At 34.4% G+C, this 15,744-nt stretch carries 26 protein-coding genes; 19 read left to right on the plus strand and 7 right to left on the minus strand.

The features are described from left to right. The first annotated feature begins 10 nt into the window (after positions 1 to 10). Together DNK47_RS01400 and DNK47_RS01405 are read left to right on the plus strand one after the other, a co-directional pair. A complete protein-coding gene (locus tag DNK47_RS01400; RefSeq protein WP_110555174.1) occupies positions 11 to 976 on the plus strand; it encodes an L-lactate dehydrogenase in 966 nt (321 codons plus the stop codon). After that, positions 951 to 1,664 carry a hypothetical protein gene (locus DNK47_RS01405; RefSeq protein WP_112665265.1) on the plus strand — a complete coding sequence of 238 codons (714 nt, stop codon included), beginning with the start codon at positions 951 to 953 and terminating at the stop codon, positions 1,662 to 1,664. The genes DNK47_RS01400 and DNK47_RS01405 overlap by 26 nt, the downstream gene beginning before the upstream one ends. On the opposite strand, the gene DNK47_RS01410 is transcribed toward DNK47_RS01405, so the two are convergent. Then, complete coding sequence (locus tag DNK47_RS01410) at positions 1,651 to 2,664, minus strand: RluA family pseudouridine synthase (RefSeq protein WP_112665267.1); 1,014 nt, start codon at positions 2,662 to 2,664, stop codon at positions 1,651 to 1,653. The two genes, DNK47_RS01405 and DNK47_RS01410, sit on opposite strands and share 14 nt — an antisense overlap. 18 nt (positions 2,665 to 2,682) lie before the next feature. Here DNK47_RS01410 and gltX point away from each other — a divergent pair, with 18 nt between their 5' ends. From gltX to DNK47_RS01425, 4 genes are all read left to right on the plus strand, one after another. Beyond that, entirely contained in the window at positions 2,683 to 4,146 is a 1,464-nt protein-coding gene (gene gltX / locus DNK47_RS01415) for a glutamate--tRNA ligase (protein WP_112665269.1), read from the plus strand. 3 nt (positions 4,147 to 4,149) lie between these two features. Then, positions 4,150 to 4,671 (plus strand): hypothetical protein, encoded by a 522-nt coding sequence (locus DNK47_RS01420; protein WP_112665271.1) that lies wholly within the window; start codon positions 4,150 to 4,152, stop codon positions 4,669 to 4,671. An 80-nt stretch (positions 4,672 to 4,751) separates the two neighbouring features. Further along, positions 4,752 to 4,925, plus strand: coding sequence for a hypothetical protein (locus DNK47_RS03445; RefSeq protein WP_181454145.1), 174 nt, complete (start codon positions 4,752 to 4,754; stop codon positions 4,923 to 4,925). Between the two features lie 92 nt (positions 4,926 to 5,017). Continuing rightward, positions 5,018 to 5,353 carry a hypothetical protein gene (locus DNK47_RS01425; protein WP_112665273.1) on the plus strand — a complete coding sequence of 112 codons (336 nt, stop codon included), beginning with the start codon at positions 5,018 to 5,020 and terminating at the stop codon, positions 5,351 to 5,353. Positions 5,354 to 5,379: 26 nt separating this feature from the next. On the opposite strand, the gene DNK47_RS01430 is transcribed toward DNK47_RS01425, so the two are convergent. The 4 genes from DNK47_RS01430 to DNK47_RS01445 are packed head-to-tail and all read right to left on the minus strand — an operon-like array spanning position 5,380 to position 7,020. Next, on the minus strand, positions 5,380 to 5,688 hold the full coding sequence (locus DNK47_RS01430) for a hypothetical protein (RefSeq protein ID WP_112665275.1): 309 nt from the start codon (positions 5,686 to 5,688) through the stop codon (positions 5,380 to 5,382). 33 nt (positions 5,689 to 5,721) lie between these two features. Further along, positions 5,722 to 6,360 carry a 50S ribosomal protein L1 gene (locus DNK47_RS01435; RefSeq protein WP_112665277.1) on the minus strand — a complete coding sequence of 213 codons (639 nt, stop codon included), beginning with the start codon at positions 6,358 to 6,360 and terminating at the stop codon, positions 5,722 to 5,724. Continuing rightward, entirely contained in the window at positions 6,360 to 6,788 is a 429-nt protein-coding gene (locus tag DNK47_RS01440) for a 50S ribosomal protein L11 (RefSeq protein WP_112665279.1), read from the minus strand. The genes DNK47_RS01435 and DNK47_RS01440 overlap by 1 nt, the downstream gene beginning before the upstream one ends. Continuing rightward, positions 6,778 to 7,020, minus strand: coding sequence for a 30S ribosomal protein S15 (locus DNK47_RS01445; RefSeq protein ID WP_181454146.1), 243 nt, complete (start codon positions 7,018 to 7,020; stop codon positions 6,778 to 6,780). Before DNK47_RS01445 ends, DNK47_RS01440 begins: the two co-directional genes overlap by 11 nt. A 240-nt stretch (positions 7,021 to 7,260) precedes the next feature. On the opposite strand from DNK47_RS01445, the gene DNK47_RS03645 reads away from it, so the two are divergent. Further along, on the plus strand, positions 7,261 to 7,386 hold the full coding sequence (locus DNK47_RS03645; RefSeq protein WP_258393897.1) for a hypothetical protein: 126 nt from the start codon (positions 7,261 to 7,263) through the stop codon (positions 7,384 to 7,386). Between the two features lie 149 nt (positions 7,387 to 7,535). On the opposite strand, the gene DNK47_RS01450 is transcribed toward DNK47_RS03645, so the two are convergent. After that, the gene (locus tag DNK47_RS01450) at positions 7,536 to 7,769 is read right to left on the minus strand and encodes a hypothetical protein (protein WP_112665281.1); all 234 of its coding nucleotides are present in this window, start codon (positions 7,767 to 7,769) and stop codon (positions 7,536 to 7,538) included. 197 nt (positions 7,770 to 7,966) lie between these two features. Here DNK47_RS01450 and DNK47_RS01455 point away from each other — a divergent pair, with 197 nt between their 5' ends. The 7 genes from DNK47_RS01455 to DNK47_RS01480 all read left to right on the plus strand — a co-directional run bounded on the left by DNK47_RS01455 (position 7,967) and on the right by DNK47_RS01480 (position 12,386). Further along, on the plus strand, positions 7,967 to 8,521 hold the full coding sequence (locus DNK47_RS01455; protein WP_112665283.1) for a hypothetical protein: 555 nt from the start codon (positions 7,967 to 7,969) through the stop codon (positions 8,519 to 8,521). Positions 8,522 to 8,558: 37 nt separating this feature from the next. After that, a complete protein-coding gene (locus tag DNK47_RS01460; RefSeq protein ID WP_112665285.1) occupies positions 8,559 to 9,059 on the plus strand; it encodes a hypothetical protein in 501 nt (166 codons plus the stop codon). Between the two features lie 276 nt (positions 9,060 to 9,335). Then, a complete protein-coding gene (locus tag DNK47_RS01465; protein ID WP_112665287.1) occupies positions 9,336 to 9,650 on the plus strand; it encodes a hypothetical protein in 315 nt (104 codons plus the stop codon). Between the two features lie 303 nt (positions 9,651 to 9,953). Continuing rightward, the gene (locus DNK47_RS03450; RefSeq protein WP_181454147.1) at positions 9,954 to 10,097 is read left to right on the plus strand and encodes a hypothetical protein; all 144 of its coding nucleotides are present in this window, start codon (positions 9,954 to 9,956) and stop codon (positions 10,095 to 10,097) included. A gap of 471 nt (positions 10,098 to 10,568) precedes the next feature. Further along, positions 10,569 to 11,126, plus strand: coding sequence for a hypothetical protein (locus tag DNK47_RS01470; RefSeq protein ID WP_112665289.1), 558 nt, complete (start codon positions 10,569 to 10,571; stop codon positions 11,124 to 11,126). 63 nt (positions 11,127 to 11,189) lie between these two features. Beyond that, positions 11,190 to 11,762, plus strand: a complete 573-nt coding sequence (locus DNK47_RS01475) for a hypothetical protein (protein ID WP_112665291.1) — start codon at positions 11,190 to 11,192, stop codon at positions 11,760 to 11,762. A 57-nt stretch (positions 11,763 to 11,819) separates the two neighbouring features. Further along, positions 11,820 to 12,386, plus strand: coding sequence for a hypothetical protein (locus tag DNK47_RS01480; protein ID WP_112665293.1), 567 nt, complete (start codon positions 11,820 to 11,822; stop codon positions 12,384 to 12,386). Between the two features lie 55 nt (positions 12,387 to 12,441). Here DNK47_RS01480 and DNK47_RS01485 read toward each other — a convergent pair whose 3' ends face one another. Beyond that, complete coding sequence (locus tag DNK47_RS01485; protein WP_112665295.1) at positions 12,442 to 13,104, minus strand: hypothetical protein; 663 nt, start codon at positions 13,102 to 13,104, stop codon at positions 12,442 to 12,444. 283 nt (positions 13,105 to 13,387) lie between these two features. Here DNK47_RS01485 and DNK47_RS01490 point away from each other — a divergent pair, with 283 nt between their 5' ends. From DNK47_RS01490 to DNK47_RS01505, 5 genes are all read left to right on the plus strand, one after another. Then, positions 13,388 to 13,918 carry a hypothetical protein gene (locus DNK47_RS01490; RefSeq protein ID WP_112665297.1) on the plus strand — a complete coding sequence of 177 codons (531 nt, stop codon included), beginning with the start codon at positions 13,388 to 13,390 and terminating at the stop codon, positions 13,916 to 13,918. Between the two features lie 113 nt (positions 13,919 to 14,031). Then, the gene (locus DNK47_RS01495; RefSeq protein ID WP_112665299.1) at positions 14,032 to 14,388 is read left to right on the plus strand and encodes a hypothetical protein; all 357 of its coding nucleotides are present in this window, start codon (positions 14,032 to 14,034) and stop codon (positions 14,386 to 14,388) included. A 36-nt stretch (positions 14,389 to 14,424) separates the two neighbouring features. Then, on the plus strand, positions 14,425 to 14,604 hold the full coding sequence (locus DNK47_RS03455) for a hypothetical protein (protein WP_220084653.1): 180 nt from the start codon (positions 14,425 to 14,427) through the stop codon (positions 14,602 to 14,604). A gap of 234 nt (positions 14,605 to 14,838) precedes the next feature. Further along, positions 14,839 to 15,291, plus strand: a complete 453-nt coding sequence (locus DNK47_RS01500; protein ID WP_112665301.1) for a hypothetical protein — start codon at positions 14,839 to 14,841, stop codon at positions 15,289 to 15,291. Continuing rightward, positions 15,264 to 15,744, plus strand: a 481-nt coding sequence (locus DNK47_RS01505; protein ID WP_146737509.1) for a hypothetical protein, incomplete at its 3' end; no start/stop codon positions are given. The genes DNK47_RS01500 and DNK47_RS01505, both read left to right, overlap by 28 nt.

A 15,744-nucleotide genomic window follows, 5' to 3' on the forward strand; every position in this document is an offset into this window, starting at 1 on the left:
CTCTTAGGCAATGGAAACAGTAAAGATAGCAGTAATTGGTTGTGGGGCTGTAGGTTCTTCTTTTCTTTATTCAGCTATTCATCAAGGACTTGCTTCTGAGTATGGACTATTAGACTACAACACTGAATTTGCTAGAGGACAGGCATTAGATTTGGAGGATGCAATCCCACATTTTGATTTCAGACCAAGAATTAAGGTAATTACCGATTACAAAGAACTAAAGAACTATCAATTTATTGTTATTACTGCAGGAAGGGCTCAAAAAGAAGGAGAAACAAGACTTCAAATGATTAGAGACAATGCAGTTATTATGAAGGGAATTGCAGAACAAGTAAAGAGTTCAGGTTTTTCTGGAATAGTTCTTATCTGTTCTAATCCAGTTGATGTTCTGACTTATATATTCCAAAAGGTAACAGGGTTTGATGAAAAGAAGGTTATTGGTTCTGGAACAGTACTTGACACTAATAGATTAAAGGTGGAGGTGATTAAGGGGATGGATGTGGCACCTGCAAGCCTAGAAGGAGCTTTTGTACTCGGAGAACATGGAGACAGCTCTTTAGTTACCTTCTCATTAATGAAGGTTTCAGGCTTAAGTATTAATAGATGTGAAGAAGTAAGTTATCCTAACTCTCCGTTTTGTTGTTCTGATTATGAAGAAAAACTAGAAAAGGTTGTTTATAAGAAGGCTTATGAAATCATTAGTAGAAAGAGAGCAACTCACTATGGAATTGGAGTGGCTATGACTAAGATTCTTAAGACCATTATTTATAACACTAAGGAAATATTGCCAGTTAGCTCAATATTACATGGTGAATATGGTTTGTCGGATGTGGCAATCAGCGTACCAACCGTTGTAGGTTCTAATGGGATTGAAAGAATAGCAATAATTCCACTTAAAGAAAAGGAACAAAATAAATTAGTAGCTTCAGCAAAGATTCTTCAAGAAAATATTGCAAAAGTTCGGGACTTGATTTAGCGATTTCTTTTTAAGCTCTCTCTCCTCGGGGGAGGGAGATGAGGAATCTATAGATTTAGAGAGAGTAAAGGTTAGACTTAGTTGGCTATTTGGCTCTTCTCTTTATCTTTCTTTCTTTTCTTTTCTCTTATATATAGTTGGGTTTTCAGCCATTCATTTATCTGGTCAGATTAAAGACAAATATTTAATTGAAAAGATATTTTTCTTTATAAGTCCTACTGTTTGGCAAAATTATCTTTTTTCTGGAGGAGGATTATTTAACAGTTTCAGAAGAGCTGATAATTTTGGAGAGTCTATTTTTATCTCTATTAATTTAGGGTTAATAGCAATCTCATTCATTGCTTTGATATTTAATCTAATAGTTATTCATACTACTTGACAAAAGGCATTAAAGCAACTAAGAATAGCTTGTTATACTCTTTGCTTTCCTGTATTCGGTGGTTTCTTGACTTTATTAATGATTGGTTACTGAAAAGGACTGGAATATAAATCACATATTCTGAAGTGATTTAGCGGAAGACAACACATGAATAAGCTTTGGGATAAAGCTTCAGAGATTATTGAGAAAGTTGGTACCGAAAAGAGAGAATTTAAGCCTAAAACTCTTGCTTTCTTGGAGTTAAAGAAAGAGAATAAAGTTTCAGAAATATTAGGAAGATTAGATAAGTATGTGATTAAGAAGATTTAGAGCTTTTTAGGAATTTAAGTAAAGGATTAGCTTTAGAAAGAACTGCAAAACTACAAGAAGGAAGTTCCAAAGATTTTGTGAGAGAATCATTGAATATTAGCTGATAAGAAACCAAAGCTATTTCTTTAGAGTTAAAAGGCAATCTTTTAATTTCTTGTGGCTTAGTAGTGGCTTTAAAGCTCTCAGAATAGTATTTTCTGTCTCCTAGAATAGGAAAGCCTAGATAAGCTAGTTGAGCTCTTATTTGGTTTTTTCTTCCAGTAATTAGATTTATCTCTAGATAGCTGTATTTAAAAATTTTCTTCAGCTTTTTAACTTCTAGAATAGAGAGCTTAGCCTCGTTAGTTGGTTCCTTTAGTACCTTAACTTTGGAGTGCGTATCTATTATTCAATTTCTGAGTCTTTGGGTTTCTTGGGGGAAATTTCCAAACACGAGAGCTCTGTAAATCTTTTTTATTTCTCTATTTTTCAGAGCCTCAGATAGTATGTTGTGAGAATTTGCTGTCTTTGCACCAATTAGTAGTCCTGAGACAGGTTTATCAATTCTGTGAACAAATTTAGCTTTGTACTCTAGGTGAACAGAATTCTCTTTCCCTTTTAGATAAAGCTGTAAGAGCTCTTCTAGAGAGTAACAACTTAATTTAGAGGAAGGTTGAACAATTTGACCAGCCCTTTTGCTTAGAATAATGAGCTGTGAATTTTCAAAAACAATTTGTTCTTGAAGGGAGTTTGGTTCAGGTACCTTTGATTTCAGAGATTTAGAGTATGAGAGTGTTTTAGGTCTTTCTTCTTCAGGGACAGGAATAATAGAGATGACATCACCAGTCTTTAACTTATATTGGAAGTAACTTGTTTCATTATTTACCAGTATTTTCTTTAGTCTTAGCTCTTTAATTATTAGTAATTTGGTGTAGTGTGGGAGAGCTAACTTAATATATTTTCAGAGGTTGTAGTTTTCTCAACGAGAGTCATCTACTCTAAGCTCTATGACAGATAACATTAAAAATTTAATGAGTTAATGTCTGTAGAGCAGTTAAGGCCCATTAGAACTAGATTTGCCCCCTCCCCAACAGGGGCTCTACATATGGGCGGATTAAGAACAGCTTTAATTAATTACTTATTTGCTAAGCAACATGATGGGGAGTTTATTTTACGAATAGAAGATACAGATAGAGAAAGAAATCAGTCAGAACAGGTTAAGAAAATTTGAGATAGTTTAGTTTCGATGTCAGTGATTCCTGATGAATCTCCGGAATCACCAGGTGAAGTAGGACCTTATCTTCAATCTGAAAGGCTAGATAAGTATATATATAGAATAAACCAGCTTTTGCAGTCTGGCAAAGTATATAGATGTTTTTGTGAGGCCGAAACACAAGGAGAGCCAAAAACCCACTTTTATTCAGGAAGATGTAGAAACTTATCTAGAGAGCAAATTAAGGAGAAAATAGAACAAGGGATTCCACACTGTGTAAGACTTAAAGTTGATCAATCTAAGGTATATATCTGAGAAGACTATGTTAGAGGAAAGATGTTGATTTCTGCTACTGCATTAGGAGACATTATTCTTATGCGTAGCAATGGATTACCTACATATAACTTTGCAGCTACAGTAGATGACTATGAAATGAAAATCACAGACATTTTTAGAGGAGAAGAGCATATCTCTAATACTCCTTATCAATTAGCTTTATATGAAGCATTTGGCTGAAAGGATTCAATACCTAGATTTGGTCATTTATCTCTAATTCTTTCTGAAGAAGGAAGAAAGATTTCTAAAAGAGATGAAGATGCACATAAATACTTTGTAGATTATTTTTTGGATAAAGGGTATTATCCAGAGGCAATACTTAATTACTTATTAATACTTGGTTGATCAGAAGGAGAGAGAGAGTTCTTTAGATTAGGAGAGGCAATTAAAAATTTCTCTACTACTGGATTAAGTAGCTCGCCTTCTACTTTCGACTTCAAGAAACTTGAGTGGATGAGCCAATCTTATTTGAATCAATTAGATCTTCACCAGTATTTGAATTTTGTCCTGCCTTTTTTCTCCGGTAAGCCCAAAGATTATGAACTAAACCTAGAACAGAAAAGAGAGTTTGCGATTAGATTCAGATCTAGAGTTAAGTATGCTACTTTCTTAGATGAGTTAGCTAATTCTTTTTACTCCTCTGATTATTTAACGGAAAGAGTTATTAATCAATTGAAAGAGTTTTCAGAAATTACCTTATTAGTCAGAAGTACTTTAGAGTCTTTAGCTCAACAGAGCCCACAGAGCTTTGAGGAGGAAAAAGAAATACACAGAGTCTTAAAAGTTCTTTGTGTAACTTTGGGCATAAAAAAACATGATTTTTATACCAATTTGAGACTAGTATTAACTGGTGAGGCTGAAGGTCTTCCTTTATTCTCTATTTTTTTCTTATTAGGATTGGAAAAATCAAAATCAAGATTACAAAGAGCTTTGGAACTTCTGGGAGGAATATAGATTATGAGCATAATTCCTAAAACATTAATTGCCTTCTTTGGGATTGGGGCAGGGGGAGTTGCCCCTTTAGCTTATATGGTCTCAAAAGGATTTAATTTCAGTTCTTCTAAAAAGCCATTAAAGATATTGGGGGAACAAACAAGTTGAGAGTGTCGAATTCAAGGATTTGAAGAAATGGACTTAAAGTGAGTGTTTTATAATGCCCCTTTCTTTAAGAAACTTCATTGTTATAAAGAGTCAATATATGATTGACAAATATTTTTACCTAAGACTTTATTTAAAGATGAAAATTTCGATGAAAGTAAGTCCTTGAACTTAATTTCTGAACAAAGAGAACACAATATAAGTCCCATTAAGATAGTTCAAGAGTCCAAAACACTTTCAAAAGATTGACTTTTAATGAGACTTATTAATAGTTACAACCTTTCTGGAAATAGCGAAGAGAATCCTAAGTATTTGAGTCTATATGAATTTGAACTTCTTAATTCTGATAGAGAAGGGGAGAAAGCCTGAGTAAAACTGTAGGAATTTTTAGGAAATAAGTCGGTTAAACATATTTCTGAAGAAATCAAGAAATAATAAATTAAAAACTAGGAAAGCAGAAAATGCTGAAAAAGCTAATTGGCTTTCCTGCTATTTCTTTAACAGCAATTGTTCCTTTAGCTAAATTATTAACATTTTCCTTCTCATCTGACAAGCACTTAATGCCTCCGCCCCCCCCAGCCAACAACAGAAAGAGAAAACCTCTGAAACTTGAAATTGAAGGAAATACTGGTTAGATAATTGCAAACCATTTAATAACTCAGAAGAAACAATATTTGTATGTCCTAACCTCAGCGGAGAAAGCCACCCCAACTTCTACTTCTACCAAGTGAAATATTTAGCAGAAGATAAGAAACATAAAGTTCCGTATTTTACTTCTGCAACAGAGATTAAAAACTTAAGTTACCAAGCTCAAAGAGATATTTTGATAGTTGAATTAATTGGTGGAGGAATTAAGGAATCATTAAAGGTGTTTCCGCAGGAGTTTAAAAATCTAAAACCAGATTATTCTCTAGAGCTAAGTAAAGACTGTAAATGAGACAATAGCAAATTAAAAGGAACAGGGACTCCTTTAAGTTGTAGAAAAGAGAAAAATGGAGAATTTATGGATATTTCTTTGGAGAAAAATAGTAAATTGAGAATTCCCGAATTTATTATCTCTTAGCTAAAAAATCTAAATAACTACTTTATTTATTCAACTAAGTCACAAGAAGATTTATCTCCATCGAAGATAATTCCTTTATTTTGATGTTTGTCTCTGTTTGCTTCTTCTACACTATTTCTCATCGTTGCTCATAAAACAGTTTGCTCACCTACTTTTAGTCCAAAATTTCTAGTACCATGACACTCTATCTTTTCTCCTCTACTGTCCTTGTATTGAAACTTTGAATTTAATGAAGAAGGTTGAGTTGACTTTTGTAATTGAGTTACTAATATTGGAGTGCCAATTAAAGCTCCTCCAGCAAGCCCTCCTAGTAATAACTTAAGAATAAAAATCATCGAGAAGACTTGATTTAAATTTTACAGATTTGATTAATAATTCAAGGTTGAAAGAGTTAATTCATAAGACTTACCCATAGTTGCAGATAAGGAAATCTTCTTAATAAATTGGGACTTAACAGTAGGAGGTTTTTTGGATCTCAAGAACTTAATTAAGTAGGTAAAGTTTTCTTCTAGTTGTTCTATTGAGAATGTAGTTTGACCAATTGATAAGTGTACATTCCCCCCACTGTCATTTTTAAGAGTTTTTTGCCCTTTTCTAAAGATTTCAACAGCCTCTCTGGTATCTTTAACTACAGTTCCATTCTTCGGAGAAGGAAGCAATCCTTTTGGTCCCAATATCTTTCCTAATTTAAGTAATTTAGGCATAGATTGATGGGAGGCAATAATTAATTGGAAGTCCATTCATCCCTGTTGAATTTTTTGAATAGTATCTTCTCCCCCTAAATAGTCTATGCCCGCTTTTTTGGCCTCTTCTTCTCCCAATGACTCATCAAAAACCAATATTTTGATGGGCTTTTTAACTACTGGATTAGGAAGTAAATATCTTTCTTTGATGTTTTGTTCATGTTTTTTTGGCTGAATAGCTAAAAGAATAGCTACATCAACACTCTCAACAAAACTACTTTTTTTATTCTCTAGTATCTTCTCTAAAGCCTCTCTTAATTCCATTACTCTAAATCCTTTTTGATGATTTTTACTCCCATTTGTCTTGCTGTCCCTGAAATCATTGAGATCATACTTTCTAAATTATCTGTATTTGATTCCTCCAGCTTAATCTTTGCTATCTCAACTATTTTGGAATAATCTAAGGTCGCAACAGTTGTTGTTTTTGAGTTTGAAGATCCTTTTTCTATGGATGCAGCTTTCTTAATTAGAGAAGTTGCAGGAGTTGTTTTTAGTTGAAACTTAAAAGATTTAGAAGGAAGAATCTCAATAACTACTGGAATTCTTTCTCCCATTCTATTAGCACTCTTCTCATTGAATTCCTTAGAGAATTGAACCATATTAATTCCTAAGCTGGCCAAAGCAGGACCTGGTTTAGCTTGCCCCCCAATTAATTCCAATTTAGCTATTCTATTTTGGGACTTAAAGAACATCTCTAGCATTGGTAATTTCTTTGAGAACCATTCTGTAGTTTTCTGGAGACTTTCTCTTTAGATAACTAAGAAATCTTCTTCTCTTAGAAAGTAACTTGGCAAGAGCTAACTTACTGTAAAAATCCTTTTTATTCTTTTTAAGGTGTTGTTGAAGTTTTTTAATTCTTTTTCAACATTCTCTTAATTGAAAGACATGATCTCCACAGGTAAATTCTTGTTGTAAATTACTCATTAATTATTAGAATTTGACACTTAATTTTGATTCTAAAAGTTCTATATATAAGTTAGATTTACTCTATTTAAACTCAAACTCAAAATAAAGTTCTCACAGCCTGAGTTACTAATCTCCTTGAAAGTCTTTTGGTGTTTTAGGAATCAGTTAAATTGCCCCTTTTTTTTATTTGTTATTAGGTAATAAGTTTTCAGCTAAATATCCAATTGTCTCTTCAGTTTCGTTATCTAGTTTTGCTGATTGGGGAGGGAGATAAGGAAGTTAAGTTACCTTTGATTAGAAAGTAGGGAGGAAAAGATAATAGATGGTGTGTTTTATGTGACAGGCTATGGAAAGATAGATCACTGTATAGGTAAGTCAGCTTAGTGGGGTGGATTTCTTCAAAGCTATATTAGTTACTTTAGGGGGCTTAGCTCCTCTAGGCACTGTTATGCCTGTGGTCCTCGCGGGAGGGGGTTGAAACCTAAGAATTAGACTACAGATATTAAAGAATCTATTGATAATCTAAAAATCTCTTATTGCGGAAAGATAAATGTGGATCCTAACTTTAGGTCTTTTGTTGGCCACTTTGCTACATATTTAGTTTCCCCAGTAAAACAAGAAGGAGATATCAAGAAACCCACCATATCTTCAATTAGATTTACAGCCTTTCCATATAGGATATCGAGTCAATTGCTCCCTTCAGATAACAAAGATCTTTGAAGCATTTGAATTAGTGATTGAGACACATTTAAAAAGGAAGAACTCATTTTTGCTTGAAGAAACTTGAGTGATATTGTGTACAGATCTAATACCGAGAAAAATTAATTAGAGTTCTATAAATGTATACAAAGGAAAGTGATATTTTTTTGCAATTCAATTTGAAAGAGATTGACAAGAGAAAGTTCTTCTAGATCTCATTAGTTTCAATAGCTTTAAATCACTTAAGTCTCCTTAGTAAATTAACTTGCCTTTAAAGAGACTAGCAATACCTTTTTTAACTATTTCTGCGACAGCTCCATTAGCAATGCATTTAGCTAAGGGGGGGGAGGGAGAAAAGACTTTCAGTCAATCCAGAATCGCCTCTGATACTGAGTCATCTGGAATGAATCAATATAGTTGAAGGAGCTACTGACTTGAAAAGTGTAAGCCTTTTAGTATTTCAGAAGAAACAATATTTGTATGTCCTGAGATTTGAGAAGATCAAGGCCCTTCTTTTTATTACTACAAGATTGAATACAAAGGAGATAAGAAAGACAATGCTTTCTCTTTACACGCACAACAAGTTAAAGAAATAAGTTACAAGTATCAAACAAATGTTGTAGAGGCAGGATTATTAGATGGGGAAAAGATTCTTATTAAAGAGTTTCCAGAAGAATTTAAAAAATTAGAAAAAGATTGAGTTATAGAACCAAATAAGAGTTGCAAGATAGACGGGAATAGTTTAGGGGGAAAAACAAAAAAACTAAGTTGTAAATTTCTTAAAGTGGGAGAATATACATATATTTCTTTAGCCGAGTAATAGTAACTTCTTAGCAAGAAATTAATTAAGTTATTTAATGCAGATTAAAGCTTTTGGTATATTTGCCTCTTTTTGTTCTGTAGCTGTAACTCCATACACACTGTTTAAGTCTTTAAGTAAGTCACAAGATACTTCAGCCCCCTCTAACTCTATAAGTCTTGTAGGAGAAGATGAGTCTGAATTAAAAAAGTTAGATAATTTCTTTGTTACTTATTGCAGAAAGGTAAGAGATACTGTGATTGTTTGCAAAAATAGAGAGGGATTTCCTTGACCAGAGTTTTACTTTGTAGATAAGACAGAAGGATCAGAAAAACCACAAAAGATTCAAAGCTTTATCTTTCAAGTGGTTGATAAGGTTCCTGTCTTAGAGTTTGAATTAGAGCGAGGCCAAAGAAAGAAGATAGATGGCCTTCCAACTGGGTTAGGTCTTGAGCTTTTTGAGAAGATCTCTTTGGAGCCTGATTCAGACTGTATTCTACTTGATAATGCTGCGGAGGGGGGGGCATGCAAAAGCCCAATTCCATTACTTGTAAAGTAAGTAGAGGTTATTGAGGAAGTCAATGAGTGAATCTTCCTTTATAGTCTTTAACTAGTTAGTGTCTCTTAAGTCTTTAGTAATATTTGCTGGGCTTAGCTCTTCAGCAGTTCTTCCAATTTCTATCTTTTTAGGGAAAGAGTCTAGTTTTGGCACCTCCTTAAGCGGGGGGGGCAATTAGGAAAGATACAGAACCCCTATTATTGAGGATTAACTACTTATTTTGATAGTCTTAAGTGTCAGAAGAGTTTAGAACGGGAGAATAACTCTCAAGTATTATTGGTTTGTTCAGATGGGTCTGAATTTCAGTTAATCTCTTGAGAGCTTGATTATCTTAAGGAATCTGGCGAGTTAGGTGTCTTTATCAAAAAACCTAATAAGTTAAAAGAAAAACCTGTGACACTCTACTACGATCACAATGAAAAGAAATTTAGAACAAATAACTTAAATTGTTGGATTTGAAGTATTTTTGATAACAACAAATACTGTTTAATAAATTCAGAATGAGAGGATACAGTTAGAGTGCAATTACTTTTTAATTTGAAGACCAGAGAAGTAGATATAAAGAGCTGACAACTAGAAGGTAAAAGCTAATAGGTGTTGAGTCTAAAACACTTGATTACTTCATTGGCTTCTGTTTCTCCTTTTGTCCCTTTTTTGTCTTTAAACCTACAAAGAACAAATAGTTCAATTCAAAATATTTCTGGGGGGGGCACAGAATTGTGGATTTAACTAAAGACTGCATTAGTTTGGATAAATATCTAGTGTCTAATGAATTTGAGACTATTTTCTCCTGCCCCCATCTTCCTTCTTTAATAATTACTTAAGAGTTAGTTCAAGATTATTGGGATTAATCCCAATAAAATCACAGTTACATTAGTTTATATAGACCAAGATATGTTTTGAGGATTTAAATTATTAACTGCTCTTCCTACAGTTTTTGGAGCGGGGGCTGTATTTTCCTTAGCAACAGCTAATCAAGAATATTTATTAAAAAAGTTAGAGTCAATCTTGCCCCCCCCGCAGCAAAACCAACAGTAACTAGCTCTCAAGCTCAATTACCACAGGTATTAATACAACAAGTAATTAAGGACAATAATTATGAAGGATGTGGTGTCTTAAATGGATTTAGAGGAAGCAAAGCCATATGATATATCTGCTCTGTTAAGAATAACTTAAATAAGCCTGCTCTTTACAACTATGACAAGTCTAGAAATACAGAGTCCAGAATTCAACAGGTAACTTCTATTTCTTCTAAAAAAGAAGTTAGATTTGTTAAAGGAGGCAATGAGAACTTAACACAATCACCTTTTTGAATGCATAAATTTGGAGGAAAAGATCTAAATCCAGCACAGAATTGTAAATTTGAGAAAAATGGTAGTGGAAGCTCATCCTACAACTTAAGCTGCCATAGCCATGTTATTCAACACAACATTCAGTTCTAAGAAGACATTAGATTTTTAGCTATTTTGGAATTCTAAAATCCCAAGTAAAGATAAATATATATAGCTAGTGTCTTCTGTAGTAAAGTGATTGTCTGGGTTTTGTAGTTCAGGTCTTGTAGCCACTTGCTCACTTACTTTAGTTCATCAAAATAGACAAGAGGGATTGTCTCAACAATTAGTAGAGAATGTGCCCCCCCCCAGGGAAAATATAGAAGAGTTTTCTTTAGTGCAACAAATAATAGAGAAAGGTTATAAGAGTTGTTTCATATTACCTAATAGTCAAGGCCGTTCCTTATTTTATGTGTGTCTGAGAAATGATGATTCCTTAAATCCTTCTTTCTTCTTTCATAACAGATCTAACTCTAAAGAACAACAAAGTATAAAGAAAGTAGAGTACATTGAAGGAAGGGATGAAACACTCCCTAGGTTTGCAGTTATGAAATTTGTAGATGGCAATTCTCTTACCCTAAAGTTTGCTCCATATTTCTGGAGCAGAAAAGGTATTCAAATTAAACCAGAAGAACATTGCACAATAACCAAAGACTTACAAGACAGTAAGTTAACTTGTAAGACACCAAACTTAAAAGGGATGGAGTACTCTAAAAAGATTCGATTTATTATTTAGGTTTTTAGATAATCTAGGTCTGGATTTGGCCCTAAAATCACAGAAAAGACTTAGTTCTCACTAATGTCTTGAATAACTAAAGTATTAGCTGTCTTTCCGGCTATTGCTGGAGTTTCCACTTATCCTCTGACTTTAGCTATTCAGAGCAAAGTAACAGATATTAAAGAAATTGCAGAAGTTGTGCCCCCCCCAGTAACTAGCGTGCCAGCAAAAGTATCAGCTAAAGAGTTGATGAAACAAATAATAGTTACAAAGCAATATGAAGGGTGTGCAGAGCTAAGAAATACAGTTAGTGGAGGATCTTTATGATTTGTTTGCTCTAGCAAAAATAATTCAAATAAACCTTCTTTATATAACTACAACAGAACTAGAAGAGATTCTCAGTTTATAGTTGCTGAGGCAACTTCTATAAACCCTTCAAAAAGAGAAATAACACTTTCAACAGGAACAACTGAAAAATTTAGAATCCCTCCTTCTTGATTGCATCAATTCAGAAACCAAAATTTAACTCCAAATAATGATTGCAGTGTCACTGAAGATGGTCAAGGTAGTGGTGGGCAAAAATCCTATACCTTAAAGTGTCACGAAAAAGAAGTACAAAAAGGAATTCAGTTTGAAATCACAAGAAACAACTAAGTAATTTAGGTCATTTTTGCCTCTAAAATTCCATAGACACAGATTTAACTCCCTTAAATGCCTGTAGGAACAAAGCTCTTAACAGGATTACCTATTGTTACAGGAATTTCAGCGTATCCTTTAGCTGTAGTTGTTAAAAATCAAGGATTAAAGGTGGAACTAAAAGAGGAAGTGCCCCCCCCAGCGACAGCCCCAATTACCTCCCCTATTAGTTCTGGGCCAGCTCTAGTTCAAGAAACTATAAAAAAACTATTTGAAGCTGGATATAGCGACTGTACATTAATAAATGGTTATAGAGGTCCTGGCGTTTTATATGTGTGCTCATTCCAAAAAACAGATGGAGCATATACCCCAACATTCTTTTATTACAACAAGAAAGATATTTCCAGACCGATCAAGGATAGATTTAGAAAGGTAACTTATATTTCAACTAAGCAGGGAAATTCAGGGGTACGCTTAGAAGATGGTGAAACCATTAAGTTTACTGGCAGAATGTATCCTTTCTGAATGAGTAAGATGAGTGGAGAATTATATCCAGAAACCAATTGCACTATTGATAAACAAGCAGAAAGTAGTAAATTGACTTGCAAAGGGCATGTAATGAATCAAAATCAAGAAAAATAGATTAAATCCTCTTTTCTTTTAATTAACTGTTCCTTTATTAATACTTATTAGTAATTTAGGTTACTACGTTTAGGGAACATTCAACTCCCTTTTCTTTAACTTCACACGATCCAAGAGAAAGAGTCACTTTCATCTCAGCACTGCCATCAACAACGTTATAGAGACCACTGCCTCCTCGTCTAGTATTTGCACTATAAAGTCTGGAGCCTCTGCTTCCAGTAACCCTAATATCGCTATTGCGACATGTCAGCGCTACGCCTCTCTCTGTCCCTATATCTCTACTATTCTGCATAACTGTGTATTGAATAATAAGACTGAAGGTATCATTTCCGGAGCCAGTCGAAACCCAAAGAGTACCAGGCCCATACCCTTGAATAGGCTTTCATCACTTCCATTCTTCACCATTCAATCTAAGAGATACCTTTGTTTCCATAGCAACCATTTGATCTTTCGTCAACTCACCTGCCTTATCTTCCAAATCAGCGACTCATCTCAATGAGACCCCTCTGGCTCCTTTCTTCAGCGCCCCCCAATCATAATTGGGCCCACTACATTCAACTTCTGCACTTATTGTTTTAGGTATCTCTATATTTCATTTATGGGTCGGGGTCTTATCGGCTGTTTCAGTAGAGCGATTGTTGGAGATGGAAACTCCAACAACGCTCGAGATGGTGCCGATAAGGCCCGCTACACCACTTATAGAACCGAGCTTACTCAAGCTCTTAGAGGGCTGGAAGAGTTATTTTTGATTTTAGAGCCCCTTACCTAAGATATGGAGTCTTTCATCCGAACAAAGGCCCACTTAGTATCTTTTCCCCAAAACGAAAAGACATACAACGAGAAAACCAACAACTTCTTACTCACAAATTGCAATACCAAATTAAAACCTGAAAAAAATAAAAGCTCAATGTAAGACGATATTTTTAAAAAACAGTTAGAAATTTTTCTTATCCCCCACAAAACCCAAACCAATAAGTGCAGAAGTTAAGTGTAGTGGTAATGTGTGAGATCCTAGAACTAGAGGGAAACCAAAAATTGACGTAACTCTTAGTTGATCTTTCATCTTAGGTGATAATGAAAAGTCTATGTTAAACACAGGAAAGAATGTAAGTAAAACAACCACTATTGACATTAAGAGGAGGAATGCCGAGGGAGACTTGTGGCCCCTAAAACAAGGAAAAGCTAATGAAAAATTAGATATTATTGCTGATCCAACGAGAAGAGATAAAGTGGTGATTATTAAATTGAGTGAGGTTCCGAGTAGTACTGGGAGAGCTAGGGTAGTTTATTCAACGACAGGCGGTAATGGTGAGCTAACTTGTCTAGACAAAGATTTGAATATTATGACGAAAGAACAGAGAAACATATACAGTCGAACGATGAGGAAAGGGGCTGGAATAAGCTACCAGAAGAACAATGATGGATCTTTAAAAATTGATGTTTCCTTGAGCAGGTGTGAAGTTAAGGAAAAGGAAGTTGAATGTTCCCTAAACGTAGTAACAGGATCTGATAGAAAAATGAATTCTTATTAATTTACTTAAAAGCAAATAGAGTAGGTTTTTAAATTTTTGAAATTTGAAAGAGAATTTTTATTTTTAATCCAGTCTTCATAAACGTCGAAATATAGAGATACCTAAACCAATAAGTGCAGAGGTTAGTTGTGAAGGTGATGTCGCAAAATCTACTGGGAAAAGGAAAGGAAAATGTAACCGTAACTCTTAGTTGATCAATGATACTAACTACAGGTGGCATAGAAATATTAAAAGAAGGGAAAACAATTAAAAAAAGAACAAACATTTCTATTAAAAAAAATGGCAACCGAGAGGATTTATGATCCCTAAAAAAGGGAAAGGCAAATGAGAAATTGGACATTGTTGTTGAAACTAGGAGGATTGGAAAGGTGATCATTATTAAGATAACTGAATTTCCGAGTGAAATTAGAGGAGGGAACGTGTACTGGTCTTATGGAGACACAGAGCTCGGGGAGTTAACTTGTGAATAGACGGATTTAGTTGTTGGGGGCTTAATAAAACGAAGTTTGTACAGTCGTACGATGAGACAGAAGAGTTGAGAAGAGTGGTGACCAAGTAACGATGGAACTTTAGATGTTGGATTTTCTCTTGAGAAGTGTGAGGTTAAAGGAGAAAATGTTGAATGTTCCCTAAGAATAATTAATTGCGTAAGAACAATATTTTTAGTTTCTATTTATACAAAGTAAATAATTTCCAAGAAATAATCAAAACTATAAGTTACTTTATTTGGTCTTAAAACAGTGAAAAATAAATTTTTTGAGATATAAATTTTCAATCTATATTATGCTTTTTCACCTTAATACTGCAACTATAAATGATGAAATATAGAGATACCTGAACCAATAAGTGCAGAGGTTAAATGTAGTGGAAATATTCACGATCATCGAGCAGGAACACGAGGACAAACTCAGCAAATTGAAGTGGATCTCAAGTGAAACTTAGGCTTAGAAGAGGGCGACAAAGAATGATTATTAAAAGGACAAGATATTACTAAAAATGCAAGAGTCACGATTGACCAAGATGGGAACAAGTTTGATTGATGGTTTGATGTTCAGACATACGGTCCTAGTTCACTTCGGATTTCAACTGATCCCAGAAGTAACAAATTGAACTTTTCTATCCATTACACTATCGCAACTATTCGAAGGTGGCTAGGGCGAAACGGAGGAATGTCTATACCTTGCGGGGATGATAGTCTTATTAAAACAGGTTCAGTGGAAGAGCTTATTTATAGCGAAAATACGAGAGCAAGGGAAGGGGGAACGTATAACAAGGTAGATATAGGTCAGGATTTAGAAGTTGGGATTTCGCTTACTAATTGCGAAATTGAGGAACGAAAAGTGAAATGTTCCCTAAACAAAACTGTCGAATAACAAACTTAAAAACTAAAAACAAAAGCCGGAGTAAATTTTTTAGATCGAAATTCTTAATCTATTCTCATCAGCCTCCAACCCATAAATGAAATATAGAGATACCTAAAACAATAAGTGCAGAAGTTAAATGTAGTGGGAGTGTATACAATCACCTAGAAAGAGGAGGGTATCAGGACGTTAATGTAGATCTCAAATGGGAATTAGATTTAAATGACAGTGACAAGAAAGTATTAATGAAAGATAGGAGTATTACTAGGAAAGCAAAGGTCACGATTGAACAAGATGGTGAAGATTGAGACTGGTGAGTTACCACTGAAAGGTTAGGTCCTAGCCAACTTTGAGTTTCAACTGGTTCAGATGGTAAAAGTCTTAGTATTAACGTTCAATATACTGTTGCTGGCGGGCGACACACGGGGCACACAGGTGCAATCAGTTTAGGTTGTTCGCTTGAAG

The sequence above is a fragment of the Mycoplasma wenyonii genome (genome assembly GCF_003265155.1).
In the GTDB taxonomy this organism is placed as follows: Bacteria; Bacillota_I; Bacilli_A; order Mycoplasmatales; family Mycoplasmoidaceae; genus Eperythrozoon_A; species Eperythrozoon_A wenyonii_C.